At 53.9% G+C, this 15,632-nt stretch carries 11 protein-coding genes; 3 read left to right on the forward strand and 8 right to left on the reverse strand.

Going from position 1 to position 15,632, the window contains the following annotated elements:
- The first annotated feature begins 113 nt into the window (after positions 1-113).
- The gene (locus DS878_RS11935; RefSeq protein WP_113816163.1) at positions 114-752 is read left to right on the forward strand and encodes a TetR/AcrR family transcriptional regulator; all 639 of its coding nucleotides are present in this window, start codon (positions 114-116) and stop codon (positions 750-752) included.
- A 16-nt stretch (positions 753-768) separates the two neighbouring features.
- Here DS878_RS11935 and astB read toward each other — a convergent pair whose 3' ends face one another.
- Genes astB through DS878_RS11960 form a run of 5 tightly spaced genes read right to left on the reverse strand, consistent with a single transcriptional unit; the run spans position 769 to position 6,956 of the window.
- Positions 769-2,109: an N-succinylarginine dihydrolase gene (gene astB, locus DS878_RS11940; RefSeq protein WP_113816688.1), complete on the reverse strand. Its 1,341-nt coding sequence runs from the start codon at positions 2,107-2,109 to the stop codon at positions 769-771.
- A 19-nt stretch (positions 2,110-2,128) separates the two neighbouring features.
- Positions 2,129-3,607, reverse strand: coding sequence for a succinylglutamate-semialdehyde dehydrogenase (gene astD / locus DS878_RS11945; RefSeq protein ID WP_113816164.1), 1,479 nt, complete (start codon positions 3,605-3,607; stop codon positions 2,129-2,131).
- Positions 3,608-3,643: 36 nt separating this feature from the next.
- On the reverse strand, positions 3,644-4,708 hold the full coding sequence (gene astA, locus DS878_RS11950) for an arginine N-succinyltransferase (protein ID WP_113816165.1): 1,065 nt from the start codon (positions 4,706-4,708) through the stop codon (positions 3,644-3,646).
- Positions 4,702-5,733, reverse strand: coding sequence for an arginine N-succinyltransferase (locus tag DS878_RS11955; RefSeq protein WP_113816166.1), 1,032 nt, complete (start codon positions 5,731-5,733; stop codon positions 4,702-4,704). Before DS878_RS11955 ends, astA begins: the two co-directional genes overlap by 7 nt.
- Positions 5,734-5,741: 8 nt before the next feature.
- Positions 5,742-6,956 carry an aspartate aminotransferase family protein gene (locus tag DS878_RS11960; RefSeq protein WP_113816167.1) on the reverse strand — a complete coding sequence of 405 codons (1,215 nt, stop codon included), beginning with the start codon at positions 6,954-6,956 and terminating at the stop codon, positions 5,742-5,744.
- Positions 6,957-7,364: 408 nt separating this feature from the next.
- Between DS878_RS11960 and DS878_RS11965 the strand changes: the two genes are divergently transcribed.
- A complete protein-coding gene (locus tag DS878_RS11965) occupies positions 7,365-8,495 on the forward strand; it encodes a DcaP family trimeric outer membrane transporter (RefSeq protein ID WP_113816168.1) in 1,131 nt (376 codons plus the stop codon).
- Between the two features lie 65 nt (positions 8,496-8,560).
- Here DS878_RS11965 and DS878_RS11970 read toward each other — a convergent pair whose 3' ends face one another.
- The 3 genes from DS878_RS11970 to aceE all read right to left on the reverse strand — a co-directional run bounded on the left by DS878_RS11970 (position 8,561) and on the right by aceE (position 13,561).
- Positions 8,561-9,079, reverse strand: coding sequence for a DUF2478 domain-containing protein (locus tag DS878_RS11970; protein ID WP_113816169.1), 519 nt, complete (start codon positions 9,077-9,079; stop codon positions 8,561-8,563).
- A 155-nt stretch (positions 9,080-9,234) separates the two neighbouring features.
- Positions 9,235-10,890 (reverse strand): dihydrolipoyllysine-residue acetyltransferase, encoded by a 1,656-nt coding sequence (aceF, locus tag DS878_RS11975; RefSeq protein WP_113816170.1) that lies wholly within the window; start codon positions 10,888-10,890, stop codon positions 9,235-9,237.
- Between the two features lie 10 nt (positions 10,891-10,900).
- Complete coding sequence (aceE, locus tag DS878_RS11980) at positions 10,901-13,561, reverse strand: pyruvate dehydrogenase (acetyl-transferring), homodimeric type (RefSeq protein ID WP_113816171.1); 2,661 nt, start codon at positions 13,559-13,561, stop codon at positions 10,901-10,903.
- 654 nt (positions 13,562-14,215) lie between these two features.
- Between aceE and DS878_RS11985 the strand changes: the two genes are divergently transcribed.
- A complete protein-coding gene (locus DS878_RS11985) occupies positions 14,216-15,580 on the forward strand; it encodes a KamA family radical SAM protein (protein WP_113816172.1) in 1,365 nt (454 codons plus the stop codon).
- Positions 15,581-15,632 lie beyond the last annotated feature (52 nt).

The raw sequence follows: 15,632 nt of genomic DNA on the forward strand, positions 1-15,632 counted from the left end.
CTTGTGTTTTGTTGATACCGCATCCTGCGGAAATCCGGTTTATTGGTTGCGACATAATGTCATTCTTTGACATTATGTCAATATAGTACAGAAACTCCTGAAGAGAACACCAGATGACTGAAGCACTGAAAACACGCCGCGAACGGGAAAAACAGGCCCGCTACGACGCCATTCTGGACGCTGCCGAGCGAGTCTTCTCGGAAAAGGGTTATGAACGCACCTCCATGGACGATATTGCACGCAATGCCAGCCTGAGCCGGGCGCTTCTGTATGTCTATTTCAAGGATAAGGCTGCTATCCAGCGTGGCATCATGCTGCGAGCTGGCCATAGCCTGTGTGAGCGTTTCCGGGCAGCCAGGAAAACTGCCGGCACCGGGCTGGCACAAATAAGGGCGATGGGAGAATCCTACTACCGCTTTTATGCAGAGGAGCCGGACTACTTCTCGGCGCTGACCAAAGCCTCAACCGCCATGGCAGAGGCGGACGAGGCCCAGGCAATGGAAATGCTGTGTTCTAAATCAGAACTTATGAAGCTGATGACGGATGCCATCAAACTGGGGCTTGAAGACGGAACCATGAGCCGGCAGCGCATAATAAACCCGGAGCAAACCGCTCTTTACCTGCGCGGAGCACTGCATGGAACCATCCTGCTATGCCAGTCGGAAACAAGCGAGAGCCAGAGCGATTTTCCCGCCGAGAGTCTTATCCGCCACACCATGGATATGCTGAGCTCATCTCTCGCTGCCTCCTGAGAGACTTCAGGAACGCCTATAGCTGGAAGTCATAGACAGAACCCAATCCAAGAATACCGGTCAGTTCATCCAGCGCTTTGCGCACTTCATCCAGCAACATCGGATCGGCCAGATCTTCCTGCGTCAGCTCATCGCGGTAATGGGTTTCAACCCAGAGAGTCAGGCGCTCATACAGTTCGTCGGTAAGAATAACGCCGCGATGCATGGCCTGCAGTTCATCATCATTCAGAACAACACGTAAACGCAGGCATGCGGGGCCACCACCATTACGCATGGACTGTTTCACATCAAACACTTCCACCGCCGTAATCGGCCCGTTCGCAGCAAGCAACTTATCAAGATACCGGCTGACAGACTCCACCTCCCTGCACTCGCCTGGCACTGCCAGCAACATTCCATCAGGCGTATTCAGCAACTGACTGTTGAACAGGTACGAAGCCACTGCGTCCTCAAGCGGCACCTCTGCGGTACTTACACGAACAGCCTCAAGCTCAGCTCCTGTCAGGCGTGCACGGATATCTGACAGCACCTTCTCTTCATTCAGAAAAGCCATGTCGTGATAGAACAGAGTGTTGCCATTACCCACTGCAATGACGTCGTTATGAAACACGCCCGCATCAATGGCTACCGGGTTCTGCTGGGCAAACACCCGGTTCGCGTCTTTCAGCCCATGCAGGCGAGCGACGGCCTGAGAGGCTTCGAGGGTCTGCCGGGCCGGGTATTTTTGCGGAGCCGGAGCCTGTTCATTAAAGGCCGCCTGGCCATACACGAACAGCTCCACCCCTGGCTCACCGTAACGCCCGCAAAGCCGGGTATGGTTAGCCGCACCCTCGTCGCCAAAATGGCTGACCGAAGGCAGTGCCGGGTGATGAGCAAAATAACCATCATCCGCAAAGATCGACTTAAGCGTTCGTCCGGTCACGCCATGCTCAATGGAGCGGTGGAACTTGGCGCTCAGGTTGGCAGGGGTGAAATGTACCCTGTGGTCTGAAGTATCAGCACTGGGCGAAACGGTTGCAGCATTCGCCGTCCACATTGCCGACGCAGAGGATACGGCAGCCAGAATAGCCGGGCTGGATTCAGCTGTCTGTTCCAGAATCTGTGCATCTGTACCCCGGAACCCCAACGCCTTGAGCGAAGGGACATGAGGGCGCTCATGGGGCGGCAGGACACCCTGAACATAACCCCGGTCGGCCAGGCGCTTCATTTTTGCCAATCCCTGCAGCGCCGCTTCCCTGGGGTTGGACACCGCATTCACATTGGATTTTGACGCCACATTGCCCCAGGACAGACCTGCATAATTGTGGGTGGGGCCAACCAGCCCATCAAAATTTGCTTCTACCGCATGTCTTGTCATGGCTTCGGGTTCCATAATTTCAGGCGTCAAAATTCAGCCCTGGTGCCAGGCCATCCGGCATTTCGCTTTTACCGGCTTCAAGGGAGGCCATGGGCCAGGCGCAGTAATCCGCCGCATAATAAGCGCTCGCGCGATGGTTGCCGCTGGCTCCTACACCACCAAAGGGCGCTGCACTGCTGGCTCCGGTCAAGGGACGGTTCCAGTTGACGATTCCGGCCCGCGCTTCTTCCAGCAAACGCTCGTATAACTTGCGGTCATCCGAAAGAATCCCGGCGGAAAGCCCGTAGCGGGTATTGTTAGCCAGTTCCAGAGCATCATCAAAGCTCTTGTAGCGACAGACCGTAAGCAGTGGCCCAAAGAACTCTTCATCAGGCATTTCCAGTCCGGTCACATCCACAATGCCAGGTGAAAGAAGGCCGGTACCAGGCTTCAGCTGTTTCATTTCCAGCAGGGACTTCGCACCTCTCTCCAGCATGGAGGACTGGGCAGCCAGCAGTTTTTCCGCAGCCTGCACCGAAATAACCGACCCCATGAAAGGTTGAGGGGTGGCATCAAACTCTCCCACCTGAATGCGCGCAGACACAGTCACCAGCCGATCCAGAAATTCGTCGCCTTTTCTGCCTTTGGGAACCAGCAACCTGCGAGCGCAGGTGCAACGCTGGCCCGCAGACAGAAATGCCGACTGCAGGGCATGATGTACAGCACCGTCAAGATCCGAGACATCCTGAACAATCAGCGGGTTGTTGCCGCCCATTTCCAAAGCAAGAATTTTCTCGGGCTGCCCCCCAAGCTGCTGGTGTAACAGATGGCCGACCGTGGAGCTGCCGGTGAAGAACAGACCATCAATCATCGGATGGCCTGCAAGTGACCTCCCCGTATCGGAAGCACCCTGAACCAGATTGATCACACCTTCTGGCAGCCCGGCCTTTTCCCAGAGCCTGACCGTGAGTTCTGCCACCCCGGGGGTCAGTTCACTGGGTTTGAACACAACGGTATTTCCAGCCAGCAAAGCGGGCACAATATGACCATTCGGGAGATGACCGGGGAAGTTATAGGGGCCAAACACCGCAACAACTCCATGGGGACGATGCCGGAGTACCGCATGACCGCCAGCCATATCGGATTCGGAATACCCTGTGCGATCATTGTAGGCTTTGACAGAGATGCCTATCTTGCCGATCATCGCCGCAACTTCCGTGCGGGATTCCCATAACGGCTTACCGGTTTCCAACCCGATCTGACCGGCAAGCTCCTCCTTGTTTGTGTCGAGCAACTCACCAAAGGCTTCAATAACCGCCTGGCGTTCGGCAAAGCTTTTCCGGCGCCATTTCAGGAAGCCTGCCCTGGCGACACGTACCGCTGCATCCACGTCTGCAAAGCCGGCACCACATCCATCCCACACAATCTCGCCAGTGACTGGCTGAACCGACTCAAACGCTGTGCCGTGCCCCTGAAGCCAAAGACCCCCGATAAAAAGTTCGCCTGTCAGGTTTGCCATATCACTACACCTCCCGTTACTGGAATTGCAAAGATTTCAGCCTGTCGTCTTTACCGATGTTTTGACTCTGTCTTTCAGGGGAGCCAGCCGGACCAGATCACCTGATTCAATCTGCAGGGCTTCTGCCACAGCCGGTGGCAGGGTGACTGTATCAGTGTGAACGCAACTGGCAGGCACAGTCGTTACACGGAAATTGCGGAACGAGCGATTGGACACCATCACCCGTTCTGCCGCCGGCACATCCAGGTTGACAGCCTTGCTGGTGATCATGGCGTATCGGTTGCTGCTGTCGCGTATGGTGCGGATAGTACGCACGAAGGCTTCGACCACCGGGCCACCATCGAAGATGTCCACAAGACCGTTGAAGTTAAACCCTTCCGCCTGCAACATCTTCAGTGCAGGAGCCGTATTACCATGAACCTGGCCGATAACCGCGCGCGCCGAATCTGGCAACATGGGCAGATATATGGGGAATTTAGGCATAAGTTCCGCAATGAAAGCTTTATTGCCAAGCCCGGAAAGCATGTCAGCTTCCGTATACTTCATATCAAAAAACTTGCGACCCAGAGCATCCCACAAGGGGCTCAGCCCCTGCTCGTCAGATACCCCACGCATTTCCGCAAACACCTTCTCCGAGAAATACTTACGGAATTCATCCATGTACATAAAACGACAGCGAGAGAGCAGTAGCCCGTTTCCGCCTCCCTGATAGTCACTGGAGAGAAGCAGAGAGCATATCTCGCTGGTATCTGTCATATCGTTTGTAAGGTGCAGTGTCGGAGTGCGCACGTGAACGCCCAGCTCTTTGGACGCATTTACCGTCTCGCTGAGCCTGTAATTATAGAAAACCTCATCCAGGCCCACTCTCGCCTGTATACCGCTGATACCTACAAGCTTCCCGGCTTCCGTATCTTCCAGAGCAAACAGGTACAGGCCCGCTTCCGGAGCACAGCTCTGGTTAAAGGTTTCCCGGGCAAGGCTGATCTTGCGCTGCAACAGGCCCTGGTCTGCAGGCAGTGTTGTCAGCCCTTTGCCCGCCTTCTGTGTCATCGCATAGAGATCGTCAAGGTCCGTTTCCTGAAGTGGGCGGATTATCAGCATGGCGCTATCCTCACTTCATCACCTGCCGTTTTACCCAGAGCTTCCCAGACACCAACTGGCACCTTGAGTGTACCTTCAAGCGTATTCGCAACCCTGGCCAGAGTGCAGCGGAACCCGGAACCTTCTCCCGCAGAAATCAGCCAGGTATCCCCGCATTCTTCGAAAGCACCATGAAGCGTTTTTGGCTGACTGGTAACCAGTGTGCGCAAGGCATCCGTGCGCGCTTCAAGAACGGGCCCACCATCGAAAATATCCAGGTAGCAACCGGCCCGGAACCCTTCACGCTGCAGGAGTTCAAGGTTCGGTACAGTCTGTTCATGGGGCTGACCAAGTGCCGCCTGAGCTGCTTCTGAAAGCAGAGTTACATATATAGGGTTAGGGGGCATGAGTTCAGCGATAAAGGTTTTGCTGAGCAGGCCGGAATACTGATCGGCGGTTTCAAAATCCATATTGAAAAAATGACGCCCCAGACTGTCCCAGAAGGGAACGCTTCCATCCGCAAGCTGAACACCCTGAATCTCGACCGCAATATTCGATGTAAACCAGTCACGGTGTCCGGCAATGAAAAGTATCCTGGCTCTGGATAGCAGCTCAAACGCTTCAGTGTTGCGCAGTTCAGGTGTAATCGAGAATGAACAAAGCAAAGTCTGATCAGTCAGCGCATGGCTTGGGTAGAGGACATCAACCCGGCTGGAAATCCCAAGTTCGTGGGATGCATGGATCAGTGCATCACGGCGGTAGTTATAAAACGGCTGACTATTACCTGCCCGGGCATCAATACCTGCAGTGCCATGAATCCTGCCCGTAGATGTGGATTGCAGTACAAACAAAAACCGCTTTGGCCGGCCATCCCCTGAGGTGATATTGCAGGCCAGAGAGGCTATGGAATGATCTATTTTTTCCGCAAGAACATCACGCTGCCTGGGTAGCGTGGAGGAGAGGCGGGCCGTTTGGGAACCGGCCGCACCCGCAATCTCAAGTATCTGGTCCACATCATCCGGCAATGCCGGGCGTACCAGCCACATAAAAACTCCTAGGCTGTGAGTTTCTTCACCGCCGCTTCAAAGCGTTCAAGCGCTTCATCAATATCTGTATCCGGAATAATGAGAGAAGGCGCCAGCCTGATCACATTGGCACCGGCAATCAACACCATCACACCTTCATCCAGCCCTGCATTCAGGAAGTCCTTGGCCCTGCCCTGCCATGCCTCTGTCAGCACGCAGCCCAGCAGAAGCCCGGCCCCGCGAACCTCACTGAACACCCCGTAACGCTCTCCGATATCCATCATACCTTTACGCAGGTGCTCAGAACGGGCTTTCACGCCTTTGAGTATTTCTGGCTGACTTACCGTATCCATCACCTTCTGAGCGACAGCGCAGGCAAGCGCATTGCCTCCGTAGGTGCTTCCGTGCGTTCCTACCTCAAGACTCGCTGCAACCTTTGCTGTAGTCAGCATGGCCGATACAGGGAAACCACCACCCAGCCCTTTGGCACTGGTGAGAATGTCAGGTACCACATCGTACATTTCATAAGCATAAAGATAACCTGTGCGACCCACACCAGACTGAACCTCATCAAATATCAGCAGCGCATCGTTGTCGTCGCATAGCTTGCGCAGCCCTTTCAGGAATTCCGGATCTGCCGGCACTACGCCACTTTCGCCCTGAATCGGCTCTACAACCACAGCACAGGTTTTCTCTTTCGAGATCAGTTTCCTGACCGATTCGAGATCATTGAAGTCTGCATGGTGAATACCCCCCGGAGCCGGCTCAAAACCTTCAAGGTATTTCGGCTGCCCGCCGACGGCTACGGTGAACAGAGTGCGACCATGGAACGCATTTTTAAAGGAAATAATCTCATGCTTTTCAGGGCCGGTATGCTCCCAGCTGTAACGGCGGGCCAGCTTGAAAGCCGCTTCATTAGCTTCACCTCCGGAGTTGGCAAAAAATATGCGCTCTGCAAACGTCAGGTCACACAGAGTTTTCGCCAGTCGCAAGGCCGGTTCGTTGGTCATCACATTGGAGAGGTGCCAGACTTTCTGCGACTGTTCCTGCAGCGCCCCGATCAGCCCGGGATGCGCATGTCCGAGACAATTCACAGCAATGCCACCCTGCAGATCTATGAACTCGCGGCCATCCTGATCCCATACCCGGGAACCCTCACCTCGCACCGGAACTATCGAACCAGGGGCGTAGTTGGGTACCATGACTTCATCAAACAGTTCGCGGCTGACAGGTTCTTTGTTCATGGATCTCTCTCAGAAAAGCAGTTAAGCCTACAAAATAGTAGAGTTGCCGGCGTGGGCAAGTACGTAGGTATTCGGATCGATTGACTATAATACGTCACTCACGGCCCGAGCACATCTGCCTCGCCCGAGGCAGATGCAGATTTCGCGAACCCGGCCCACGAATCCACCGCAGTCAGTAGCCGCAAACGTGGAAAATGCGAATGTAATTTGCGCCCGGGCACCATTTTTGATGCGCCATGAACCGACGTTAATCCCCGAGAAAGCTCGCAGATACCTGTATCGAAACAGAAAGCTTTCCTAGACCTTTGTCTAAGCGTGATACAAATTTATTTGAATTGTCATGCAATGGTAACTATCTTGTCCGTGGGTCCTACAAAAATAATTGTCTAATGTGTGGAGACAACAACAATGCAAAGCAACAAATTGAGAATGGCCATTCGTGCGACCGCGGCCGTGGCAGTATTTGGTATGGCAGGTCAAGCAAGCGCTGTAAGCTTTGACGCGGGCGGCTGGAACACCAGCATTTACGGTTACGCAAGCCTCAAAGCCAGCTACGATATTGATGAGAATGCCGCATCATCAACCCGGTCATTCAACTACAACGCCATCAACGTAGGCGCTGCTGAAAACAACGAGCCAACGGGTTATTTCGGTGCTGACGCTTTCCAAAGCCGTATCGGCGTGAAAACAACCAGCCCAGAAGGCGTTACTTTCAATGTTGAAGGCGATTTCCGCGGCGGCGGCGGCGGCTCTCTGCGTCTGCGCCACGCTTACGGTTCATACAACGGCGTTCTGGCGGGTCAGACCTGGTCTAACTTCACCAGCTTTGTCGGCAACACCTCTACCCTGGACTTTGACTCACTGCCTGGCCTGGCTGGCTATCAGTCCCGTACCGCGCAGCTGCGTTATACCACCGGACCTTTCTCTTTCTCTGCAGAGCAACCACAGAACTCACTTGCTGGCGGCGTGAAAAAAGATGGCATGCCAGCTCTGACTGCGCGTATCGAAGATAGCTCTGGCGGAATGTCCTACTCTGCAGCCGTCCTGGCCCAGCAAGTAGGTTATGACACTGGAACAACCGATGACAGCACTATGGGTTTTGCAACCTTCGTAGCTGGCAAACTCGCCGTTACTGACATGATCACTATCCAAGGCACCCTGAGCTACACAGATGGCGCTAGCAGCTACCTGTACCGCTCTGGCACCGCCAGCGCATATGTTGACGGCAGTGGCGACGTAGAAGCCATCTCCGGCTACGGCGGCAGCATTGGTGCTGGCTTCAATATCGGCAACGGCCGCAGCATCAACATCGGCTACGGCATGGTTGAAGTAGATCTGGATGACGCTGTTGCAGACTCAGGCGGCGCGATTACTGCTGGCGACACCGAATCAGTATCAGCGGTTATGGCAAACTACAAGTGGACTCCGGTCAAGAACGTCATGATGGGCGTTGAATACCAGTATGGTATGCGCGAAGTTCAGAATGGCGACGACGGCGATGCAAGCCGCCTGCTGTTCGCAGCTCAGTACAACTTCTAAATCGTACTGTTCAGCTAGCTAGTACAGATACGCCCCGGTCTTCCGGGGCGTATCTGTTTCTGGCCTTAGCTTTTCAACACCTCATCACACCACTGCTGCACTGCTGCTTCAGAAAACGGAAGATCAACCGCTTCCCCACCAGAAAACTCCTGCCACTGCTTCAGAAATTTGCGCCTTACTACTGTCAGCACAGGTATGCCCGCATCAAGTAACTGAAGAAACTCGGCACGACACCCTTTGCCATCTATCTCCTGCTGCCCAAACCGGTTCACGACAGCCAATCCGGGGGGATGAGTCAGCAAGGCACGCAACACACCTGTCGCCTCTGCAAGACCACAAGGGTCAAGGCAGCAGGATTGTGATTCAGCCCCCAGGTTCTGCGCAATGGGATATTCACATCCGGTCTCCAGATCCTGCAACGCCATAGGCTCACGCCGCAAACCCTGTTCATTTATCGCCATAGCCAGTCCGGCCACCCTGTGGCCACGACGATTCAGATTGGCAGCAAGCGTATGCAACAAGGCATCTACGGGCTGATCATCCTTGTCGTAAATAATCGCTGCCAGGTTCAGTTCCCTGCTCATATGGACTCCCGACAGGAAAACCCTGCCTGCTCTCTGCTGACACGATAGAAAAAGGGGTGCAGATTGCTCTGCACCCCTGATCTTTTTTCAGATTACGAGTTTAACGGGTTTCAGCCACCGCTTGTTGAGCCGGATCAGAAACCAGTATCACCCCCTTACAGCAACAAGGTGCGAATATCCCCAAGAAGCTGTGCAAGCAACGATGTGAATCGCGCTGCGTCAGCCCCGTTCACCGCCCTGTGATCGTAGGACAGCGACAGAGGCAGCATCAGCCTTGGTTGGAATTCACTGCCATCCCAGACCGGCTTCATCGCCGCCCTGGAGACACCTAGAATCGCCACTTCCGGCGCATTCACAATAGGCGTAAACGCAGTGCCACCAATACCTCCCAGGCTTGTGATAGTGAAACAGGCTCCTTGCATTTCTGCGGGCTTCAGCTTCTTGTCCCGGGCTTTCTGGGCAAGCTCAGCACTTTCTGCCGCCAGCTCCCAGAGACCCTTCTTGTCCACATCGCGGATCACCGGAACCATCAATCCGTTGGGAGTATCAACAGCAATACCAATATGAATGTACTGCTTGCGAATAACCTCTTTGCGCTCCATATCCAGAGACACATTGAACTGAGGCAACTCTGCCAGCGCTGTTGCGCAAGCCTTCAGCAGGAACGGCAGAGGCGTCATCTTCACGCCTTTCTTCTCACCGGCAGCTTTCTGCGATTTGCGGAACGCCTCCATATCGGTGATGTCCGCATCTTCAAACTGGGTGACGTGGGGCACATTCAGCCAGCTACGCTGCATATTCGCAGCTGTAACAGCCATCATCCGCGACATGGTTTCTTTCTGAATGTCGCCAAACTGGCTGAAGTCCGGCAGCTTAATACCCGGAATACCAGAGCCCGTAGCCACAGAACCGCCCTGTTGGGCCCGTTGCAGCTGGCTCTTCACATAGGCCTGAACATCATCTTTCAGGATCCGGCCTTTTGGGCCAGACCCCTTGATGCGCGTCATGTCTGCCCCCAACTCCCGGGCCAGCTTGCGCACTGCAGGGCCAGCATGAACCTTGGCGCCCGGTGCAGGCGGCTCGTAAACCGAACCCGGTGACTGTGGAGCAGGCTCTTTGACCTGGGCTTTCCCCTCAGCTTTGGCTTCAGATTTTTCATTCTGAACGGGAGCTGCCTCAGGCGCTTCATTCCGTTCTTCGTCTTCGCCCTCGTCGCCTGCAACCATAAGCTCAAGCAACTTGTCACCTTCGGACAGCTTATCGCCTTCTGCCACCAGAACCCTGACTACTTTACCGCCGTAGGGTGATGGAATTTCCATGGACGCCTTGTCGGATTCAACGGTCACCAGCGCATCATCAGCCTCAATGGTATCGCCTTCGGACACGTTGATTTCGATAACCGGTACCTTTTCCATTCCATCCAGCGGCGGAACAAGCACGGTTTCCGTCCGGGAACCACCAGACTTTTTCGCTGCAGGCTTGCTTTCCTTGCTGGCTTCCGGCTCTCCTCCCGCTTTCTGTTGAGGCTGGCTGCCCGAGTCTTCCGCAGCACCAACATCTCCAGCAGAATCGCCACTGGACTCCATGGTACCCACAACATCGCCTTCCTTGACCTTGTCACCCACCTTTACGGTGAGCTTGATGATCTTGCCCGCGCCGGGGGATGGTAATTCTACAGAGGCCTTGTCAGTTTCAACTGTCAGAATCGGATCTTCTGCTTCCACCGAATCCCCGGCACTGACCAGAAGCTCAATAACCTCAACTTCATCTGCCCCGCCAAGATCCGGGACCCTGATTTCCTGTTCGCTCATAGCGGTCTCCTTAGCGGTGCGCGGGGTTCGGTTTGTTTCGATCGATTCCGTACTTGCGCATGGCCTCAAGAACCAGCTCGTGCTTGATTTCACCGTCTTTAGCCAGAGCGGACAAAGCCGCTACGGCAACGTGGTAACGATCAACCTCAAAGAAATCACGCAGTTTGTCACGGGTATCGCTGCGGCCAAAGCCATCTGTACCCAGCGTCAGGAAAGTTTTGGGGATAAACGCCCGCAGCTGCTCAGAGTGCAACTTGACGTAATCGGTAGACGACACCACCGGGCCAACCTGATTTTCCAGACACTGGGTAACGTAGGCCTTGCGACCCTTGTCATCCGGATGCATCAGGTTCCAGCGCTCCACATGCTGACCATCGCGGGCCAGTTCGTTGAAGCTGGTAACACTCCATACATCAGAGCTTACCCCCCAGTCGTCTTTCAACAGCTCAGCCGCCGCAGTCACTTCGTTCATGATGGCGCCGGAGCCCAACAGCTGAACCCGCAACTTGTTTTTGCCTTTTGCTTCAACCGAGTTGAACTTGTACATGCCCTTGATAATGCCCTCTTCACACCCTTCAGGCATCGGCGGCTGCACGTAGTTCTCGTTTTCGATAGTCAGGTAGTAGTAGACATTCTTGTTGTCTTCATACATTTCCTTCATACCGTGGTGGATGACCACCGCCATCTCGTAGGCATAAGCAGGATCGTATGCTTTACAGTTAGGAATGGTGTTGGCCAGAATGTGGCTGTGGCCATCCTGGTGCTGCAACCCTTCACCGTTCAGCGTGGTGCGCCCGGCGGTACCACCAATCAGGAAGCCCCGGGCCTGTATGTCCCCGGCAGCCCAGGCCAGATCGCCAACCCGCTGAAAACCGAACATTGAGTAAAAGGCATAAAAGGGTATCAGCGGGAAATTATTGGTGCTGTATGATGTAGCAGCCGCAATCCAGGCCGCCATCGAGCCACCTTCGTTGATACCTTCCTGCAGAATCTGACCCTTTTTATCTTCACGGTAATACATGATCTGGTCACGATCCTGCGGCACGTACTTCTGACCTTCCGAGGTATAGATACCCAGCTGGCGGAACATACCTTCCATGCCGAAGGTACGAGCCTCATCAGGAACAATCGGCACAACCCGCTTACCCACGCGTTTGTCTTTTACCAAAGCACTCAGAATACGCACAAACGACATAGTGGTGGAAATTTCACGGTCATTGGACCCTTCCAGAACTTGCTTGAAAATATCCAGATCGGGGATTTTCAGCGGCTGACTGTCTTTGCGACGCTTGGGATAGAATCCACCCAGGTCCTGCCTGCGCTTCTTCATATATACCAGCTCGGGGCTGTCCGGCGCCGGGCGGTAATAGGGTACATCCTCAAGCTCTTCATCTTTCAGCGGAATCGCAAAACGATCACGGAAAGATTTCAGGGTTTCAACATCCAGCTTCTTCAGAGAGTGGGCTGTGTTAGTGGCTTCTCCTGCCGCACCAAAGCCATAGCCTTTGATAGTGTGGGCCAGAATAACAGTGGGCCTTCCATTCGCTTCGGTAGCTGCCTTTTTATAGGCCGCATAAACTTTGTATGGATCGTGCCCGCCACGGTTAAGCTTGTTGATATCATCATCGGTCCAGTTTTCAACCATCTTGGCGAGCTTGGGATACTTGCCGAAGAACTGCTTTCGCGTGGCTGCCGGGCCGGCGTTGGTGAAGCTTTGCAACTCGCCGTCAACCACTTCATCCATGGCGCGCTGCATGGTGCCATCTTCATCCATCTCGAACAGCGGATCCCACATGCGGCCCCAGACCACTTTGATTACGTTCCAGCCCGCACCGCGGAAGGAACCTTCAAGCTCCTGAATAATTTTGCCATTTCCGCGGACCGGGCCGTCCAGGCGTTGCAGGTTGCAGTTCACCACGAACACCAGATTGTCGAGTTTTTCACGCCCGGCTTTGGAGATACAGCCCAGGGTTTCAGGCTCGTCACACTCGCCATCGCCAAGGAAACACCACACTTTCCGGTCACCCATCTCGACCAGCTCACGGCTGTCGAGATACTTCATGATGTGCGCCTGATAAATACCCTGAATCGGCCCCAGCCCCATAGATACTGTGGGGAACTGCCAATAATCCGGCATCAGCCAGGGGTGTGGATAGGATGACAAACCGCCGCCATCAACTTCTTCACGATATTTATCCAGCTGCGATTCATCAAAACGGCCTTCAAGGTAGGAACGGGCATAGATACCCGGTGCAGCGTGCCCCTGAAAATACACAAGGTCTGACTCGCGGCTCTCATCACCACCATGAAAGAAGTAGTTAAAGCCCACATCGTACAGGGTGGCCGCTGACGAGAAAGTGGAGATATGCCCACCCAGATCACCCGGGCGCTTGTTGGCTCGCACAACCATCGCCATGGCGTTCCAGCGGATTAACGAACGAATCCGTCGCTCCATAAACAGGTCACCCGGCATCCGCGCTTCCTGGGTTGCAGGAATAGTATTTCGGAATGGCGTCGTTATTGAATAAGGCAGCTCGGTGCCGTCCCGACTGGCACGCTCCGAGAGCCGCTCAAGAATGTACTTTACCCGGTCTATGCCCTCGTTCTCTATCAGTGACTCGAGTGCATCAAGCCATTCACCGGTTTCAATGGGATCATCATCCTGGTACATCAAACCTCCCCCTTTGTACTTCAAAAAATGCGGCAGGTGCCAAGGCCGGCCCCGCACTCGCGGTATGAATGAGCTGTGAAACACAGCCTCGTCAGTTATGAACAACCCGCCAGAAAACCAACCCGCCAGCGGCATAGCATGCGTTCACCAAGCATAGAACAGCTTTAATACTTTTACCGCCCGGCTAGACAGACTGGCCGGTTTCATGTCAGAAACCGGCTGAACGACCAAACCAGAGCCATAAATTCTGTAGTATTTTTACTACAAATAAATGCACATCCCGGCCCAAAATCGGATCATTACACTAAACAACAACCATAATTTCGATTAGTTACGTAATAGTGCCCTTTTTTCGATCACCCGACAACCAGACTCAGACCAACGTCTTAGTCGCTGTAACAGCCCTTTTTTAATTACCGTGCTAAATTAAATAAGAACGATTTACCAAGACCAAAAATAAACAAATTCCCAATAGTTACAATGCGTTGGATTATGCGCCCGCACAAACAAAAGCGCTCCGGCCAGAGTTTTTTAATTAGACCTGAAACTAAACAACAATTTATGTATACTCGCCTGCCTAATTTTTGACCATCGAAGCGACAGTAATTTTGTCCTTCTGTTCATTCACACGTGCAACCACCACAGAGGTGAACCATGAACTCCATCGTCACTTTTCCAGACCGGATTCCCGCTACCGAATTCGAGGAACGACGCTTCAAGGTTTACACAGACCGGCAGCTAGACAAGATCGAGGTTATACAGAGCCTCCCCGAAGACACCCTGTTTGAAATGAAGGTGGTTGCGAGCGTGCTGCCCTTCCGGGTAAATGAATATGTGATCAATGAACTGATCAACTGGGACAACGTACCCAACGACCCCATATACCAGTTGGTTTTTCCGCAAAAAGGAATGCTCAAAGACGAGCACTTTGAGCGCATGGCCCGGATGCACAGAGATGGTGCAGAAAAAAAAGAGATTCAGGCCGTTGCAAAAGAAATCCGCGATGAACTGAACCCCCACCCCGCCGGCCAGATGGAAATGAATATGCCGGAACTGGACGGCAATGTTCTCGACGGCGTGCAGCATAAATACCGAGAGACGGTATTGTTCTTCCCGGCTCAGGGACAGACCTGCCACTCTTATTGCACCTTCTGTTTCCGCTGGGCACAGTTCGTAGGCGACAAAGACCTGAAAATGTCGAGCACCGAGGCAGACAAGCTGCACGGTTACCTGCAGGAGCACACTGAAGTAACCGATTTGCTGATTACCGGCGGCGACCCCATGGTGATGAAAACCAAGAGCCTGGCCCAATACCTTGAGCCTCTGCTACAGCCTGAGTTCGACCACATCCAGACCATCCGCATCGGCACCAAAGCCCTGACATTCTGGCCATACCGCTTCGTGACCGACAAGGATGCCGACGATCTGATTGACCTGTTTGCCAGACTGGTAGACGCAGGCAAGCACGTCGCCATCATGGCGCATTACAACCACTGGCAGGAAATCACTACCGACATAGCCGAGGAGGCCATTCGCCGCATCCGTGCCACGGGCGCCGAAATCCGTGCGCAAGGCCCACTGATAAAGCATGTAAACGACAATGCAGACGCCTGGGCCAGACTGTGGAAAAAAGAAGTACAGCTCGGAATCATCCCCTACTACATGTTTGTAGAGCGAGATACTGGCGCCAAGAACTACTTTGAAGTCCCCCTTGCGGAAGCCTTCCACATTTACCGCGAAGCCATGAAAAAGGTCAGCGGCCTGGCGCGCACCGCACGCGGCCCCAGCATGAGCGCCGGCCCGGGCAAAGTGGAAATTCAGGGGATTACCGAAGTGAACGGCGAAAAGGTCTTTGTACTACGCTTTTTGCAGGGCCGAAATCCGGACTGGGTTCAGCGCCCCTTCTTTGCCAGGTACAGCGAGACAGCAACCTGGCTGCATGAACTGGAGCCCGCCTTTGGCGAAGAGAAATTCTTTTTTGAAGACGAGTTTGAAGAGATGCAAAAAGGAAATAACTAAAGCTTCCGCCATATAGCGACAGCTATTGAGAAGAAGGCCAGATGCCCCTCCA

This window comes from Marinobacter sp. F3R11 (assembly GCF_003318275.1).
In the GTDB taxonomy this organism is placed as follows: Bacteria; Pseudomonadota; Gammaproteobacteria; order Pseudomonadales; family Oleiphilaceae; genus Marinobacter.